The organism is Paenibacillus sp. FSL P4-0127 (assembly GCF_038007325.1).
GTDB classification, from domain to species: domain Bacteria; phylum Bacillota; class Bacilli; order Paenibacillales; family Paenibacillaceae; genus Fontibacillus; species Fontibacillus macerans.
Map to the genome: position 1 here is coordinate 15,766 of NZ_JBBOWY010000002.1, position 17,024 is coordinate 32,789.

The 17,024-nt window shown below is 56.0% G+C and carries 14 protein-coding genes; 13 read left to right on the forward strand and 1 reads right to left on the reverse strand.

The annotated features are described in order from the left end of the window. Positions 1–147: 147 nt before the first annotated feature. The 6 genes from NYE74_RS26670 (at position 148) to NYE74_RS26695 (ending at position 6,059) form a co-directional block, all read left to right on the forward strand. Positions 148–981 carry a sulfite exporter TauE/SafE family protein gene (locus NYE74_RS26670; protein ID WP_341005328.1) on the forward strand — a complete coding sequence of 278 codons (834 nt, stop codon included), beginning with the start codon at positions 148–150 and terminating at the stop codon, positions 979–981. 1 nt (position 982) lies between these two features. After that, a complete protein-coding gene (locus NYE74_RS26675) occupies positions 983–1,360 on the forward strand; it encodes a DUF1634 domain-containing protein (RefSeq protein ID WP_036626474.1) in 378 nt (125 codons plus the stop codon). A gap of 203 nt (positions 1,361–1,563) precedes the next feature. Continuing rightward, positions 1,564–2,241, forward strand: coding sequence for an NAD(P)-dependent oxidoreductase (locus NYE74_RS26680; RefSeq protein ID WP_036626473.1), 678 nt, complete (start codon positions 1,564–1,566; stop codon positions 2,239–2,241). 150 nt (positions 2,242–2,391) lie between these two features. Beyond that, positions 2,392–2,538 (forward strand): hypothetical protein, encoded by a 147-nt coding sequence (locus NYE74_RS26685; protein WP_164815296.1) that lies wholly within the window; start codon positions 2,392–2,394, stop codon positions 2,536–2,538. Between the two features lie 14 nt (positions 2,539–2,552). Continuing rightward, positions 2,553–4,424, forward strand: a complete 1,872-nt coding sequence (locus NYE74_RS26690) for an NAD(P)H-hydrate dehydratase (protein WP_124332789.1) — start codon at positions 2,553–2,555, stop codon at positions 4,422–4,424. 438 nt (positions 4,425–4,862) lie between these two features. Beyond that, a complete protein-coding gene (locus NYE74_RS26695; RefSeq protein WP_115311341.1) occupies positions 4,863–6,059 on the forward strand; it encodes an IS4 family transposase in 1,197 nt (398 codons plus the stop codon). Positions 6,060–6,627: 568 nt separating this feature from the next. On the opposite strand, the gene NYE74_RS26700 is transcribed toward NYE74_RS26695, so the two are convergent. Continuing rightward, positions 6,628–7,527 carry an SDR family oxidoreductase gene (locus NYE74_RS26700; protein WP_124332788.1) on the reverse strand — a complete coding sequence of 300 codons (900 nt, stop codon included), beginning with the start codon at positions 7,525–7,527 and terminating at the stop codon, positions 6,628–6,630. A gap of 482 nt (positions 7,528–8,009) precedes the next feature. On the opposite strand from NYE74_RS26700, the gene ssuE reads away from it, so the two are divergent. From ssuE to NYE74_RS26735, 7 genes are all read left to right on the forward strand, one after another. Continuing rightward, positions 8,010–8,555 carry an NADPH-dependent FMN reductase gene (ssuE, locus tag NYE74_RS26705; RefSeq protein ID WP_036626470.1) on the forward strand — a complete coding sequence of 182 codons (546 nt, stop codon included), beginning with the start codon at positions 8,010–8,012 and terminating at the stop codon, positions 8,553–8,555. Positions 8,556–8,781: 226 nt separating this feature from the next. Continuing rightward, positions 8,782–10,221, forward strand: coding sequence for a 6-phospho-beta-glucosidase (locus NYE74_RS26710; protein WP_036626469.1), 1,440 nt, complete (start codon positions 8,782–8,784; stop codon positions 10,219–10,221). Positions 10,222–10,522: 301 nt separating this feature from the next. Then, entirely contained in the window at positions 10,523–11,353 is an 831-nt protein-coding gene (gene licT, locus NYE74_RS26715; RefSeq protein WP_124332787.1) for a BglG family transcription antiterminator LicT, read from the forward strand. Between the two features lie 214 nt (positions 11,354–11,567). Beyond that, on the forward strand, positions 11,568–13,466 hold the full coding sequence (locus NYE74_RS26720; RefSeq protein WP_124332786.1) for a PTS beta-glucoside transporter subunit IIBCA: 1,899 nt from the start codon (positions 11,568–11,570) through the stop codon (positions 13,464–13,466). Between the two features lie 407 nt (positions 13,467–13,873). Continuing rightward, complete coding sequence (locus NYE74_RS26725) at positions 13,874–14,476, forward strand: AAA family ATPase (RefSeq protein ID WP_036626466.1); 603 nt, start codon at positions 13,874–13,876, stop codon at positions 14,474–14,476. Positions 14,477–14,721: 245 nt separating this feature from the next. Further along, positions 14,722–15,462 (forward strand): AAA family ATPase, encoded by a 741-nt coding sequence (locus NYE74_RS26730; RefSeq protein WP_036628873.1) that lies wholly within the window; start codon positions 14,722–14,724, stop codon positions 15,460–15,462. A gap of 513 nt (positions 15,463–15,975) precedes the next feature. Beyond that, complete coding sequence (locus tag NYE74_RS26735) at positions 15,976–16,890, forward strand: transposase (RefSeq protein ID WP_213511278.1); 915 nt, start codon at positions 15,976–15,978, stop codon at positions 16,888–16,890. The last annotated feature ends 134 nt before the right edge of the window (positions 16,891–17,024 follow it).

The following is a 17,024-nucleotide window of genomic DNA, read 5'->3' on the forward strand; positions in this document are numbered from 1 at the left end:
AATATTAAGAAAGACCTGCTCAGCACAGAAGTTGCTTATCGGCCATTCCCCGCGCGCATCATACGCCGGTTAGCGCCAACGTTGCGCATCGTGGTCAGCATTTCTGCAAATCGTCACGGAAAAATGATCAGCAAAGGAGATGCAGTTTTGACAACGATCGTTATTGAAATTTTTCTAATCGCCATATTGGCGGGGATCGTGGGCTCAATTCTGGGCCTTGGCGGGGGCATTATCGTTACGCCGGCGCTCACCCTGCTGTTTGGCGTCGACATCAACCATGCGATCGGGGCGAGCATTATATCCGTCATCGCCACGTCCAGCGGCTCGGCGGTGGCTTACCTGCGCGATCGGATCACCAACTTGCGGGTCGGCATGTTTCTGGAGATCGCCACGACGGTCGGCGCAATCACGGGGGCTTTTGTCGGGGCGTTGATCGCGCCGCGGGTTTTATTTTTCATTTTTGCCTTGTTGTTGCTTTATTCGGCTTATTCCATGATCAAAAAAGGCAAGGAGGAAGTGCCGGAGGGCGTCCGGCTTCATCCTGTCGCGAAAAAGCTGGGGCTGCAGGGAGAGTATTACGACAAAGCGATCGGCAAAAGCGTAGCCTACAACATCGACCGGGTCTACGAAGGCTTCGGGGTCATGTACGGGGCGGGCGTCGTTTCCGGCTTGCTCGGGATCGGCAGCGGCAGCTTCAAGGTGATGGCGATGGACGTGTTTATGAAAATGCCGCTGAAGGTGTCCACGGCCACCAGCAACTTTATGATGGGGGTTACGGCGGCGGCCAGCGCGGGCATTTATTTGCTGCGCGGAGACATCATTCCGACCATTTCCGCCCCGGTGGCGCTGGGCGTTCTCGTCGGGGCCACCGTAGGGTCGCGGATCATGCAGCGGCTGAAAAGCAAAACGATCCGCAAGCTGTTTATTCCGGTCATTATTTATATCGCCTGCCAAATGATCTACCAAGGATGGAGGGGTTAATATGAACGAAGGTCATCCTGCGGAAAAAAACCGCGCCATCGAAGCGGAGATCGTCGTCAGCAAAATGCTGCGGATCGGCGTCATCGTGGCCGCCGCCGTGATCATCGCCGGCCTGCTGCTGTTTTTGGTGACGGGGGACAGCGGCTACCCGGGAGACACGTACCCGACAAGCTTTGGGGACATCGCGGGCGGGCTGATCGCTTTGAAATCGGCCGCCATCATTCAGGCGGGGCTGCTGCTGCTGATCCTGACCCCGGTGCTCCGCGTGTTTGTTTCGCTGTTTGTGTTTTTGGCGGAAAAAGATTACCGCTTCGTGCTGATTACGGCGGTCGTTTTCGTCATTTTGATCGCGAGTTTTTTGCTCGGCAAAGCAGGTTGAAGGGAATGGCAAGAACGGCCGGTTGAACGGCCCCGCGAACATATAGACTGGTTTATGGTCAAGCTCCCGGCAGAAGTGCCGGGGGCTCTTTCTATAAGGCCGATAGGACAGCCGGTGTTTTGAACTGCCGTTTTGGGATGATTATAATAAGAGCAGCCAAATTGGGTTAACGACAAGCGTAGAGAGGACGGAATGGATATCTGATGAATATCGCATTGTTTGGGGCCACGGGCACGATTGGAAAAAGAATTTTGGGTGAAGCGCTGCGGCGCGGTCATGATGTGACGGCGGTGGTGCGCGATCCGTCGCGGCTTGCCGAAGCGGACCTGCAGGAAACGGGAACGGAAATGGGGACGGCGAAAAGCAAACGGGGAACGCTGCGCGTGATCGAAGGGGATATTTTGATGCCCGATTCCATCGCCAAGGCGGCGGAGGGGCAGGATGCCGTCATCAGCGCTTACGGTCCGCGCTTCGGGGATGAGGATGAGCTGCAGGAGGCGACGCGCTGCCTGATCGAAGGGACGAGACGCGGCGGCGCCCGCAGGCTGATCGCCGTTGGAGGCGCGGGAAGCCTTGAGGTTGCGCCGGGCGTCCGGCTGATGGATACGCCGGAGTTTCCGGAGGAGATCCGTCCGCTGGCCAGGGCCCACAACGAAGCGCTGGCGTTGTATCAAGCTTCTGACCTGGGCTGGACGGTAATTTGTCCGCCGGCGGTCATTGAACCCGGCATACGGACGGGGCAGTTCCGGATCGGCCTGGATCGTTTAATCACGGATGAACGGGACCAAAGCCGGATCACCGTCGAGGATTACGCGGTGGCGCTGCTGGACGAGGTCGAAGACCCGCAGTTCCAGGGCGCAAGGTTTACCGTTGCTTATTAAGAGAGGAACTAGTTAAAGCTTTAGGTGCGACGGAAATCGGAATGCGATTAAAGCTTTAAGCGCTGCATGGAAATTGGAATGCGATTAAAGTTTTAAGCGCGGTATGGAAATCGAATGCGATTGGAGTGCTGGGGAGCACTGGCATGCGGGATGGATGGCGGAAAGAAGACGAACCGGAAAAAACTGTGCATAAACGGGATGTTGCTAAAGAGTTACGCCAGAGTTACGCTGGCGATGGGCAGTGATTCGGGGAAGGCGGCCGATTCCGTTGATCGCGAATTTGGCGGCTGGATGTGAAGGGAGGAGCAGGGATGAGATTTGTGACAGCGGAGCAAATGCGGGAGATTGACCGGCATGCGATTGTACATATGGGAATTCCGTCGGCCGCGTTAATGGAAAACGCCGGACGGGCGATCGCCGAAGAGGTGCTGGCGTTTTGCCGGGAGCGCCGGCAACAAGCCGGGAAATGGTCAAGACAGTGGAGCGTGGATCAGGCCGCTGCTGAACGAATTTACGATGACGGCTGGGACATTGGCGTGAACAAGCCTTTGCAGGCATTTGGACCGGACACCCGCGAGAGTGGGGCCAGACACGGAGACGGAGGTAACGCTCCTATTCATCAGCTTGCGCGGGCGGGCCAATCGGGTGTCCGCATGGGCGGGTCCATACGGGGAGACGTACGACGGCATGGAAAAAGTGCGTTTGGGGGCAGCGAGCCGCCTTTTGGGCCGGTTTGCCCTAACGCTGGAGGCTTTGGCGAGCTGGGCGCGACGGACGGGTATCCGGAGCATTGGCTGATCCTGGTCGGCAAAGGGAACAACGGCGGCGACGGCCTGGTGTGCGCCCGGCATTTGGCCGATGCGGGCGTAAGGGTAAGCCTGGTGTACGCCGAAGCGCCGGAGAAGCTCGGCGGGGAAGCGGCGCTGCAGCAGCGCATTGCGGAAGCGCTGGGGCTTGCGGGCGCGGTGTACGCTCCCGGTGCCGTGGCGTCGGCCCGCTCACGAGGCGTGACCGGGATCGTTGACGCGCTGCTCGGCACCGGCGCCAAAGGCGCGCCGCGCGGCGCTTACGCCTCCCTGATCCGGGAGGCGAACGAAAGCGGGCTGCCGATCGTCGCAGCCGACATCCCCAGCGGGCTGGACGCCGATACGGGCGAAGCGCACGACCCGTGCATCCGGGCCCGGATTACGGTATGCCTCGCCTTTTTGAAGGCGGGGTTGACGCAGTATCCGGCGGCCAAGATGGCAGGGGATGTGATCGTCCGCTATATCGGCATCCCCCGGGAGCTGCCGCAGGGCGTGGAGGCAGCGGGATTTGTCCTCGCCGAGGAGACGCTGCGCGGCGAGCTCGGGGTGGACCCCGGCCTGCGGCGCGAAGCCGACGGCCACAAGGGCACGTACGGGCACGTGCTGCTCGCTGCGGGCAGCCTGCCGCTGAGCGGCGCCGGCCTGCTCGCCGCCAAAGCCGCGCTCCGCGCCGGCTGCGGGCTGGCGACGTGGGCGCTGCCGGCGGCGCTGCTGCCGCATGTGCTCGGGGCCGTGCCCGAGCTGATGCTGGCGCCGGCCGCCAGCGGCGACGCCGGCGCCTGGAACGCAGCCGCAGCGGGCGAAGTGCTGCGGCTGCTGGCGGCGCGCGATGTGCTCGCGGTCGGCCCGGGGCTGGGCCGTTTCCCGGGCGAGGACGCCTTCCTGCGCGCCTTGTGGGAGGGCGCTCAGCGTCCCCTGGTGGTGGACGCGGACGCTCTCAACATTCTCGCCGCGGCCGGCGGCCTGGCGGCGTGGAAGCGCCGGGACGCGGCGACGGTTCTGACGCCGCATCCCGGCGAAATGGCCCGGCTCGCAGGGCTGGCGACGGCCGAAGTGCAGCGGGACCGCATCGGCCTGGCGCGCCGCTTCGCCCTTCAGCACGGCGTCACGCTCGTGCTGAAGGGAGCGCGCACCGTCGTGGCGGCCCCGGACGGCCGCGTCTTCGTGGGCGTCACCGGGCACCCCGGCATGGCCACTGGGGGATCGGGGGACGTGCTGACGGGCATCATCGCCGGGCTGCTGGCCCAGGGCCTGGACGCCGTTCAGGCGGCGGCGCTTGGCGTGCACCTGCACGGCCTCGCCGGCGAACGCGCCGCTGCCGCCCGGCCTGGATATCCCGCCTCTTTGCTGGCCGGAGACATCATCGAAGCGCTGTAAGCGGCCGAATCTATTGACTCTTTTGGCCTTCCGGAAGATCATTTGTCATTAGTCGAACGGCTCCCCAGGACCGCGAAAACTCGGGGAGCCTGTTGCGCTCTCGTAGAATCGTAGCCCCGGAAATAGCCATAGAAAGCCGCAGCATCGCTCAACCGGGATAGACTGAAGTAGAATAGCCGTAGCATCGCCTACCTGGGACATAGCAAAAGAAAGTTACGGTATCACCTACCTGGATATTGCAAAAGGAAAGTCACGTCATCGCCCTACCCAGAATAACGACAAAAAACGCACTAGCGTTGCATAAAACCTAACGCGAATAATCAAATATTAGTTAAATATGGGTAATTATGATCATTTTTCATGGAAAAAGCATAAAAAATCTCCTATTGTAAAGAGGTAGGTACGTTGTCCATAACTCTCTACAAAAGGAGACCATCCATGGATAACGTTAAAGCTAAAACGGTCATTCGTCAACTGATTTCCTTACTGCCCATCGATGTGCATCAACGTTTACTCTTCGACCATTACACCAAGAAACTTACCACGATGAAAGCGATCATGCTCTTCATCAATGCTCAGTTGAAACAATGGTCATCTTACGGTGAAATGGAAATTGCACTTCGTGCTGAGCCGAAACTTCAGCAGCTTCTACAGTTGGAGAGTATCAGCGGCTCGCAATTATCCCGAAAACTCGATCAGATCCCAACGGAGCTGTTGGAGTGGATGTTTCAGCATCTGGCATCACAAACACAGCAACGTGCTTGCCACCAGGGCCAGAGCGGGAAATTGCACATCATTGATTCTTCCAGCATTCGACTGCCGCTTCAACTTGGAAGTTGGGCCAAGATGTCAAATAAGAGTAGCGGCGTCAAGATGCATCTGCGCCTCGTTGTTACAGCTCCCGACAAGCTATTTCCTGATGCCATGATCCCCAGTTCGCTCAATGTAGGGGATCGTGCGGGGGCCGTTGAACTGGTCGTCCCCTCGGATGCGATTTATGTGATGGATCGCGGTTATGATGATTATGCCCGGATGGATCAATGGGTCCAGGACAACATCCAGTTTGTGATCCGTATGCGAGATCGCGCGCTTGCCACCGTCATTGAGGAGTATCCTGTTCCGGAAGGCTCGAACATCACGCGGGACGCCAAGGTTTGCGTGGGCAGTTCCTTCCGATCCATGGAACATTCCGTTCGTTTGGTGGAGTTTTATGACGAGCAGGAACGGACTTATCGTATTTTTACATCGGTATGGGATAAGACCGCTGAAGAAATCGCGCAGATCTACAAAAATCGCTGGCTCATCGAGTTGTATTTTAAATGGCTGAAGCAACATTTGCGATTGAAGAAGCTGCACAGTCATAAACCACAGGCTATTTGGAACCAGTTATTCTTGGCTTTAATTACTGCCTTGCTCGTGGAGCACATCCGGCACAGCACCCAAACGGCAAAAACAAACTGGCAAGTGCTCCGGATTCTCCGCGAGTATTTGTACCGTTCATGGCGATCCTTTCGAACCGAACTGGATCGGAAACCCAGTCGAAGTAGTCCGGGGAGACGTCCGGGGTCAGGTCCCAAAGCGTTATCGGTGCGCACAATGGTTGGGATAATTAAGCCAAGCAAGTTCAAGGAATAATATCCATTATATACATTTAATGGGACATCGCGACCTACGCATTAGGTAACCTTGGCTTTTTGGTCTTAAGCTTAAAAAATGACTGTAAAAAAATCCATTTATAGTTTCAATAATCCAAATGTGGGTTTTGCTGAAAATTGATGTTAGTGTTCTTGCAACGCTAGTGCAAAAAACGCCGTTATTTCTGACTTTTTACGGTATTGGCGCAAGATAAGGGACATATTGGTCGTTATTTATCCGATGCAGGCGTGGGGAGCCCATTTTTACCAGGAATGGAGAGAAATAAGTACATAAATTGCCGTTATGGGGGACCGGATAATTAAATTTTTGAAAATAACGGCATAAAATGCCGCTATTTTGGTCGAGCTGTCCCCTCGGCGCCCTCTTCTCGGCGTTCTCCCCCGGCACGCCCCTGGGCGTTCTCCCTCGGCGTTCTCCCCCGGCACGCCCCTGGGCGTTCTCCCTCGGCGTTCTCCCCTGGTGCGCCCCTCGGCGCCCTCTTCTCGGCGTTCTCCCCCGGCGCCCCCCTTGCGCCCTCTCTCGGCGCCTCCCCTTGGCGTCCTTCTATCTAGGCCGTTACCATATCGCCGCCGTTGACGTGCACGGTTTCGCCGGTGACGTAGGAGGAGTCGCCGCTGGCCAGGTACACGTAGGCGGGAGCCAGCTCATACGGCTGCCCGGCGCGGCGGATCGGGGTATCCGTTCCGAACGTGGCAACTTCCTCGGCGGAGAAGCTGGAGACGATGAGCGGCGTCCAAATGGGGCCGGGGGCGACAGCGTTGACGCGGATGCCGAAATCGATCAGGGAAAGGGCCAGGGAACGGGTGAACGAAACGACAGCACCTTTGGTAGCGGAATAATCGATCAGTGTTTTGTGCCCTCTGTAAGCGACGATGGAAGCGGTATTGATGATCGAGCTGCCGCGCCGGAGATGGGGCAGGGCGGCTTGCACGAGGAAAAAGTACGGAAAAATGTTTGTTTGAAACGTATGGTACAACTGCTCTTCGGAGATGTCGGCGATGCTGAGCTGCGGGTACTGAACACCGTGGTTGTTCACCAGGACATCGAGCCGCCCGAAGTGGCGCATCGTTTCATGGATCACCCGCTCACAGTTGGCTTTGCGGCGCAAATCGATTTCGATGAGCTGGCAGCTCCGCCCCAGCGCTTCAATTCTCCTTTTCGTTTCCTCCGCGTCGGAGGTTTCCCATAAATAAGGGATGACGAGGTCTGCCCCTTCCTTGGCGAACGCCACCGCCACGGCGCGCCCGATGCCGCTGTCGCCGCCGGTCACGACGGCTACTTTCCCCCGCAATTTGCCGCTGCCGCGGTATTCGGGATTTTCGAAAATCGGCCGCGGACGCATTAAGCTTTCCAGACCGGGCTGTTTTGCCTGATGCTGCGGCGGAAAAGCGATCGGCTGCTCCTTGCAGACCGTTTTTTTGCCGATATACGGATACGCGGGATTCATGATTACTAACAAGCCCCTTCCTAAAAACGGTAATTTTGCTTCATCGTATGCAACCGCCCATGGGGATGTGCCCAGACGGCAGCAGCCACGAAGCGCTTCATTGACTTTTTCTTAAAATATTGATAGCATTTTTTTAAACCTAGCAGGTTCATCGGAATTTGACAGAAGGCTTGGTGTGACGGACCGCCTGGTGCGGTAGGACACTTATTGCGACAGTACACATGGCGGCAGTAAACCTAGTGTGCAGTATACTTAGCGCGAGTACGCATAGCGCGAGTACACATAGTGCGGCGGCAGTACACATAGTCCACAGTATACTTAATCCGAGTACACTTAGTGCACAGTACCCCTAGCACGCAGTACGTTATTACGCAGTACACCTAGTGCACATTACACTTGATGCGGCAGGCCGTTTGGCCTGACGGCGGTCCGTATACCGATTTTGAAAATAAACCATCTGTTGCATAAAGGAGAGAATCCATATGGCAAAAGTTACGATCATTAACGGCAGTCCCACGCCGGGCTCCCGGCTGACGGCTGTCCTTTCCCTGACGGAGGAGCTGCTGGGTAAGGAAGGGTTCGAGGTCCGGCATTTGAATGTCGGCGAGCTGCCGCCGGAAGATTTGATTCATACCAAATTCGAAAGCGGGGCGATCGTCAAGGCGAATGCGATGGTGGCCGAGGCGGACGCGGTGGTTGTGGCCAGCCCGGTATACCAGGCCTCTTATACGGGCGTGCTCAAAACTTTTCTCGATCTGATCCCGCAAAAGGGGCTGGCCGGCAAGGTTGTACTGCCGCTGTTCATCGGAGGCAGCCTGGCTCACCTGCTGACGATCGATTACGCTTTAAAGCCGGTATTGTCCGTGCTGGGCGCCCGCTACATCCTGGGCGGGGTGTATACGGTCGACTCGCAAGTGGTCCGCAAGGAAGAGGGCGGATACGAAATCGCCGAGGAGTTAAAGCTAAGACTGGAGGAGAACGTGAAGGAACTGGTGCGGGAAACGAAGCTGCGCCAGCAGTCGTCTTAGCCTTCCGGTTCACGGGCCGAAGCCGCGTACCCGGCTTTCTTTGGTTGACATCCTCCCCGAATGATTGTTAAAGTTGAAGCATAATCAAAAATGACACGGGGATGTTACCACTCGGGCATAACCTGAACGCTCCAGTACGCACCGATCGTGCGGCCGGGGTTGTTCGGGTTTTTTTGTTACGACAGGTCCGTCCCTGCAATGCCAGCAAGAAGAAAGGAGCATGAACATGACCGGTTTTAGATTCCCGGACAACTTTTTATGGGGCGGGGCAATTGCCGCAAACCAGGCTGAAGGCGCTTATCTGGAGGGCGGCAAGGGCCTTACCCTGGTGGATTTGCTGCCGACGGGGGAGCAGAGAAGAAGCATCATGAAAGGCAGCGTTCCGTCGTTTAAGCCGCTGGACGGCGAATTTTATCCGTCCCACGAAGCGATCGATTTTTACCATCGTTACAAGGAAGACATTGCTCTCTTCGCGGAGATGGGCTTTAAGGCGCTGCGCGTCTCGATTGCCTGGGCGCGTATTTTCCCTACCGGGGAAGACGCCGTGCCGAACGAGGCCGGCTTGAAATTTTACGACGACCTGTTCGACGAACTGCTGAGAAACGGCATTCAGCCCGTTGTCACCCTGGCCCATTTTGATGTGCCGGTGGCTTTGATCGAGAAATACGGCAGCTGGAGAAACCGCAAAATGGTCGAGCTGTTCGAAAGATATTCCAAGACGGTGCTGGAACGCTATAAGGACAAAGTGAAATATTGGATGACCTTTAACGAGATCAATATGCTGCTGCACCTGCCGTTTTTGGGCGCGGGCCTCGTATTTGAGGAAGGCGACAACGTCAAGCAAATTCAATATCAGGCGGCGCACCATCAGCTCGTTGCCAGCGCGCTGGCGGTCAAAGCCTGCCATGAGCTGATTCCGGACGCTAAAATCGGCTGCATGCTCGCGGCCGGCAGCTTTTATCCGTATACGTGCAACCCGGAGGACGTGTACCAGGGCATGGAAAAAGACCGCGAATCCTATTTCTTCATCGATGTGCAATCGCGCGGTGAATACCCGGGGTACGCCAAACGCTTTTTCCGCGATCACGGCCTGACTATCGAGATGGAGCCGGGCGACGCGGAGCTTCTGAAAAAACATACCGTCGACTATATCGGCTTCAGCTACTATTCGAGCCGCACGACGAGCACGGATCCCGAAGTGAACAAAAAAATGACCAGCGGCAATGTATTCGGTTCCGTCGCCAACCCTTATCTGGACAAATCCGAGTGGGGATGGACCATCGATCCGCTCGGCCTGCGCATTACGGCCAACCAGCTCCACGACCGTTACCAGAAGCCGCTGTTTGTAGTGGAGAACGGGCTCGGCGCGCACGACGAGGTCACTCCGGAAGGAGAAGTGAACGACGACTACCGGATCGACTATCTGAAGCGCCACCTGGCCGAGCTGGGCGAAGCGATCCAGGACGGATGCGAGATCCTCGGCTATACGAGCTGGGGGCCGATCGACATCGTCAGCGCCTCCTCCGGGGAAATGAGAAAACGCTACGGCTACATCTACGTGGACCGGGACAATGAGGGCAAAGGCACGCTGAAACGGATCAAAAAGAAAAGCTTCGGCTGGTACAAAAACGTCATCCAATCGAACGGCGAAAATCTCGGCGAGTAACGCGCCGGTTTGATGAAAATGGAAAATCGGAGGTCCCGGGTGCCCGGGGCTTCCCTTTTTACGCTGAAAGCGTTGACAATTCAAGGTTCGCCAGCTACACTTGAGTTGAATCCAAGCCGAATAAAGATCTTTTAGGATTGTTACTGCGCCGCAGGCAAAACCTAAGCCGCCAAAGGTCAAGATCGAAGCGATCTTGATTCGTTTTGACGTGCCGGGGTTTTTTCTGTTTTTACCGGAGAAAATGATATAACGAAGAGGGCATGAGCCGGCTGTCGGCCGGCTATAAAGGACGGGGGGTCATATGAAAATAGCCAAGGTCATTAACAACAACGTCATCAGCGTGCTTCAGGAGGACGGGGCGGAGCTGGTGGTCATGGGCAGGGGGATCGCCTTTAAAAAGAAGCCCGGCGATAAGGTCGACGAGAGCCGGATCGAGAAGGTGTTTGCGCTCAAAAACAAGCAGACCTCCGATAATTTCAAAATGCTGCTGCGCGAGGTGCCCATCGAACTGATCGTCATCGTCGAGGAAATTATCGATTATGCCAAGAAGAACCTCCCCAAGAAGCTGAACGAAAATATCTACGTGTCCTTGACCGACCACATCAACTTTGCGGTGGAACGGCATCAGCAGGGGCTAGAGATCAAAAACGCCCTGCTGTGGGAGATCAAGCAGCTGTACAAGGAAGAATTCAGCATCGGCCTGAAGACGCTGGAGCGGATCAAGCTTAAACTGGGCATCGACCTTCCGGAGGACGAAGCGGCCTTTATCGCCATTCATATCGTCAATGCGGAGATGAACGAAGAAGTCGGCACCACGATGGACATCACCAAGTTCATCCAGCAGATTATCAATATCGTCAAATATCATTTCGGGACGGAATTTGAAGAGGATTCGCTGAGCTATTTGCGTTTTATTACGCATCTGAAGTTTTTTGCCCAGCGGGTGCTCAAGGGAACGCACTATAGGGAAGACTATGACAATCTTTTCGATTTGATCAAGGAGAAGCATAGGGAAGCCGCGTTCTGCGCCGAGAAAATCAAAAAGTTCGTGGAAAAAGAGTACAACCACAAATTAACCAACGAGGAAATGCTTTATTTGACGGTGCATATCGAACGGGTCGTAAACCGTTAATAAAGCGTTGACAAAGAGAAGAAAGCGGTATATTATAGAGCCATCAAAACCATATATCAGCATCTTAATGGGATTGTTACTGGTGATGCAGGCAAAACCTAAGTCGTGAAAAATAGCGAGACATTGCGGTCTACTATTTTTCAAGGCTTAGGTTTTTTATTTGCCAAAAATCACCAAATTATTGCTTTTATTCAAAATAGTGGGGGTGCACAGCATGAATTACGAGAATTTAGCTAAAGAAATTGTTCAGGGCGTAGGCGGCGAAAAAAATGTCGTTTCGCTCGTCCACTGTGCGACGAGACTGCGTTTTACCCTGAAGGACACATCGAAGGCGGACAAAGCCAAGCTGGAGAAGACCGACGGGATCATCACGGTCAAGGAAAGCGGAGGGCAGTTCCAGGTGGTCATCGGAAACCGGGTGCCCGAGGTTTACAACGCTATCGGCCGGGTTTCCAAGATTTTGAGCGACGCCAAGCCCGAGGAGACAACGAAGGGCGGCAAAAAAGGCTTTGGAGCCGTGATCGACGTCATTTCCAGCATCTTCGCTCCGCTGCTTGGGGTCATGGCGGGAGCCGGTATCCTCAAAGGGCTGCTGCTGATCGCCAGCAATTTCGGCTGGCTGCAAACGACGGATACGACCTACATCATCCTGTACGCGGCGGCGGACAGCCTGTTCTATTTCCTGCCGGCGCTGCTCGCGGTTACAACGGCCAGAAAGTTCGGCGGCAATATGTTTACGGCGCTGACGATTGCCGGAGCGCTGCTCTATCCCCAGATCATCCAGTTGAAAACGGAAGGAACGGAGACGCACTTCTTCGGCATCCCGGTGATCATGATGAGCTATTCGTCGACCGTCATTCCGATTATTTTGTCGGTTATCGTGATGAGCAAGCTGGAGAAGTTCTGCAACCGCGTGATTCATGAAAGCGTCAAAAACTTCGTGACGCCGCTGATTTCACTCGTCGTTATGGTTCCGCTGACCTTGATCGTGTTCGGGCCGTTTGGCGTGTATGTCGGCAACGCCATCGCCGACGGACTGTTGGCCGCCTTCTCGTTCAGCCCGCTGATCGCCGGCGCCATTCTGGGCGCGTCCTGGCAACTGCTCGTTATTTTCGGCGTTCACTGGGGCTTGGTCCCGGTATTCATTAACAACATCGCGGTTTATGGCAAAGATGGCATCAAGCCGGCGGCTACCGCTTCGGTCTTCGCTCAGACGGGCGCGGCGCTCGGCGTTATGCTGAGAACGAAAAACAAAAAGCTGAAGGCGCTGGCCGGTTCCGCTACGCTGTCCGCGCTGTTCGGCATTACCGAACCGGCGGTGTACGGGGTAACCCTGCCGCTGAAGCGTCCGTTTATCGCGGGGCTGATTGGCGGCGCCGTCGGGGGAGCGATCATTGGCCAGGCGGGTACGCAAGCTTTCGCTTCCGGGGCTCCCGGCCTGCTGACGCTGCCGATTTTCTACGGACCGGGCGGCCAAGGCTTCCCGGGGTTGATCATCGGGATTACGACTTCGTTCCTGCTGTCCGCAGTATTGGCTTATGTGCTGGGCTTCAAAGACCCGGTTGAAGAAGAAGACAAAGGCAAAGCCGGCGCTTCGGCCGAACCGGCCCGGGATCAGGAACAAGGCCCAGCTTCCGATAAACCCAGCGACATGGCGCTCAGCCCGTTAGGCGGTACGGTGGTTCCTTTGTCGGAGGTGCCCGATCCGGCCTTCGCCGCGGAGGCGATGGGCAAGGGCGTGGCCATCGAGCCAGCCGCGGGCCGGGTCGTCGCTCCGTTCGACGGAACCGTCACCGTGGCGTTCAAGAAGAAGCACGCCTTGGCGGTCGTCTCGGATAACGGAGCGGAAATTCTGGTCCATGTCGGGATCGATACGGTCAAGCTGGATGGTCAATACTTCACTTCGTATATCAAAGAAGGCGATCGTGTAGCGGCCGGCCAACTGCTGCTGGAATTCGACCTGGACAAGATCCGCGAGGCCGGCTACCATACGGTTACCCCGGTAATCGTCACCAATACGTTCGATTATTCCGAGGTGCTCCCGCTTCGGCAGGGAGAGATTAGCGAAGGGGACGAACTGCTACGGATCGTCGGCAACGACGCTGAAGCGTAAAGGGAGCCCGGCAAGGTTTTTCCGGGAAAAAGCTAAGGGATAGCCTTGGTAAATCCGGGAAAAAGCCGAGGGATATCGCCCAGGTAAATCCGGAATAGGTCGAGGAGGATCGCCCCAGTGAATTCGGGAATAGGCTGTGGGAAAGGCCCCGGTAAAATTTCCGAGAACAGGCCGGGCGCTTGCTCCGGCAACAAGAAGTAAGGCTCTCCTCGCTGTTGCGTTGGCCTTGCCCGCTGGTCTTGTCCGTTTGTCTTGCCCGCTGGCGTTTCACTCGGATGCCTTGCCTTGCGGGCAGACCGTTGCATGTCGCCCGTCATGTCCCGTCCAACTGCAGGTGTGCCGATTCAAAATTGTATAGTACAATGGGATTAGGCAATAGGCAGACACTTAAGGAGGATCGCTACATCATGCAGAAGTTGGTTTTTTTTGTGGGCGTCGCCGGAACGGGGAAAACGACGGTGGCCCGCAAGCTGGCGTTTCGCATGCCGGCGGCTTTTTTGGACCGCGATACGGTCGGCGGACGTTTCGTCGAAAAGATACTGGAGATGAACGGGCTGGACGTTAACGACCGGGACTCCGATTTTTACAAACATCATCTTCGCGATTTGGAGTATGACACGACCAAGGACATTTGCATCGAAAATTTGGCTGCGGGCCAAAATGTGTTTATGATCTCCCCGTTTACGGCGGAGCTTAAAAACAAAGCTTGGATTGAAGAGGTGCTTCAGGCGGCGGGGTTAAGCAAACGCGAGGTGGACGTCAAGGTCGTTGTCGTCACTTTAAAGGATATGGAGACGCAAAAAGAAAGGATCATCGAGCGGCAAACCGAGCGCGATACGTGGAAGCTGGAGCACTGGGACGACTTCAAACACCGCGTCCAATTCTTGCCGGAAATCAACTGGGATATCCCGTCCTCATCGATTTATGTCTTTGACAACAGCGGCGACCTGACGGAAGAGAAGCTCGAAACCGTATTCCAATTCGTGCAGGGCGTCGGCGTCGAGGTTTAGAGTCCGTAAAACCCTAGGGAACTCATATAACATACTAATAGCAGCAACGCCTGTCCGGCGGCCTTTGGCCGTTTTTGGGACAGGCGTTTTTAGTTGTGGATTACACTTGAACCGGTAATGGGGCGATTACAATAGCCGTCGGATCTGTTTTATAATGGAACGGCATAGTGTTGCAGGCATGCTGATTAAATGTGAAAAATGGATGAGTCTGACGCATTCGGACGGAGGGGGAGAATGGTTTGGATATGAACGCTTATTTGCGAAAAATCGCCTTGCGGCGGGAGGAAGTGCCCTCGTTTGAGCGGTATCCGTTTCACCTTCCCGCGGTGGCTTCGCTGGATCAGATGGAGTTCCATCCCAAGGTCACATACATTGTCGGTGAAAACGGGATGGGAAAATCGACGCTGCTGGAAGCGGTGGCGGTCGCGCTCGGCTTCAATCCGGAGGGCGGAACGCTGAACTTCAACTTCGCGACGGCGGAGACGCACTCCGAGCTCCACCGCTACATCCGCACGGTGCGCGGGGCGTTCCGGCCGCGGGACGGGTTCTTTTTTCGCGCGGAGAGCTATTACAACCTGGCCACGGAAATCGACAAACTCGACCGTGAACCGGGCGGGGGCTCTGTGATCGCGTCTTACGGCGGGAGGTCGCTACATATGATGTCGCATGGGGAGTCTTTTTTCGCGGCGTTTATGAACCGTTTCGGGGGCCGGGGCCTTTACATCATGGACGAGCCGGAAGCGGCGCTGTCGCCGTACCGGCAAATGGCGATGCTGTCGCGCATCCACGATTTGGTCCGTGCGCATTCCCAGTTTATCATTTCCACCCACTCGCCGGTTCTAATGGCTTATCCCGACAGCGCGATCTACCAGTTGACGGCGGACGGCATCCGCACGGTCAAGCTTGAAGACACCGATCATTACATCATTATGAAGGAATTTTTAAACAACCGGGAAGGGATGCTGCGGGAGCTGCTTAAGGATTAGGGGGCCGGATCTTAAGGCCAAGGGCTAAGCGTCGTCTCGGGGGTGACCGCTTAAAGGTCTAAGTAACTCAACTTTCGCAGCAAAAAATCGGCAGGCAAGCCTGGATGTAACCGGATAAAGCAGAGCAATCCATTGCCGGAGTTGACGCTGAATCAGAGGTGGATGTAGAGGCGTCACGACCCGGCGCGATCAGCGTATCTACCTTCTGCACGTAGACGTTTCGAGCTGTGTCACAAATCGACGCCAGGTGAGGGGGACTGTCTAAAGAGGTTGTATCGTGGTGTCCCTGCCTGCTGCCTGCCTTTGCACGATTATCCCCTTCGTTAAGGAGCAGGGAGTGGGGTTAGAGCAAGTCAAGGGTTCCAAAAAAAGAGAAGAAAAAACACAAAAAAAGCTGCGGAAAAAATGAGGCGGTTCAGGTGAGATTTTCGGCTTGATTAGAGAACGTATGTTTGGTATAATGAAATAAACGGAACTTATGTTCGTATATTCTTGATTCGGGGGCGAGTAAACATGGAGATCAATGCGGGAACGGAACTTCAGCCATTCAGCAGCCGTTTTAACAGCGAGCAGGACTGCATGGAAGCGCTAATCGCGATGAAGTGGCCAAACGGCTTTGTCTGTCCGCGCTGCGCTCACACCCGGTGCAGCCGTCTGACCTCCCGGCATATCCCCTTGTTCGAGTGCGGAAAGTGCAAGCATCAAACATCGCCTTTGGTCGGCACGATTTTTGAAGGAACGCATCTGCCCTTGCTCAAGTGGTTCGAGGCCCTGGATTTATTCCTGCTGGAGGGCGGCATCTCGGCGATGCGGCTGCGCCAGGTGATCCGGGTCGCCTACAAGACCGCCTGGTCGATGCTGCACAAAATACGCCATGCCGTGGGGGAGTTCGATGCCCGGGAGCTGCTCTCCGGAGACGTGAAGGTGAACAGTGATCAGTATGGGCGTAATCCGTCCCGGTGTCAGCTTTCGCATCCGTACGCCTCGGCGGTCGTAGCCGGCTGCACGGTCACGGAGTCGGGCGAGCCGGAGCAGGTCAAAATCCGCCTGGTGCCGTATAAGCGGGGAGACGGGAAAATGGCAAACCGTCACGATCTAACCGCTTTTATTAGCGGGCATGTGGATGTCCGTACATCGGCGGTACAGTTGTTTCCTCAGGCCTTTCGGCTGTATGCTCCCTTGCGGAAAGTGGTGAGGGAGGCGTGGAAATCGCTGAAGAGTACGTATGGAGCCTTGGGACTGAAGCATCTGCAGGCGTACCTGAACGAGTACACCGTACGCCGCCGGCTGCGCCTGCAAGGAGGACGGCCCGGAGCGGAAGAAACGATGCGGCAGCAGTTGCTGCAGATGTGTGTGGCGATTCCGGCGATTCCTTACCGCCGGCTGATCGCGCGCCAACCGAACCAGCCCCTTGCGGTTGCGGCCTGATCGAGACGCTGGAACGGTAGGGGTTACTTGATGCGGATCAACTTAATGGGTCCTTAATCTCCTGTCTTGACCTCTTGTCCGGTCTGTTTCACCCTCTAAACCTGATTTTCTTTCCTAAGCCCATCTAAATTATC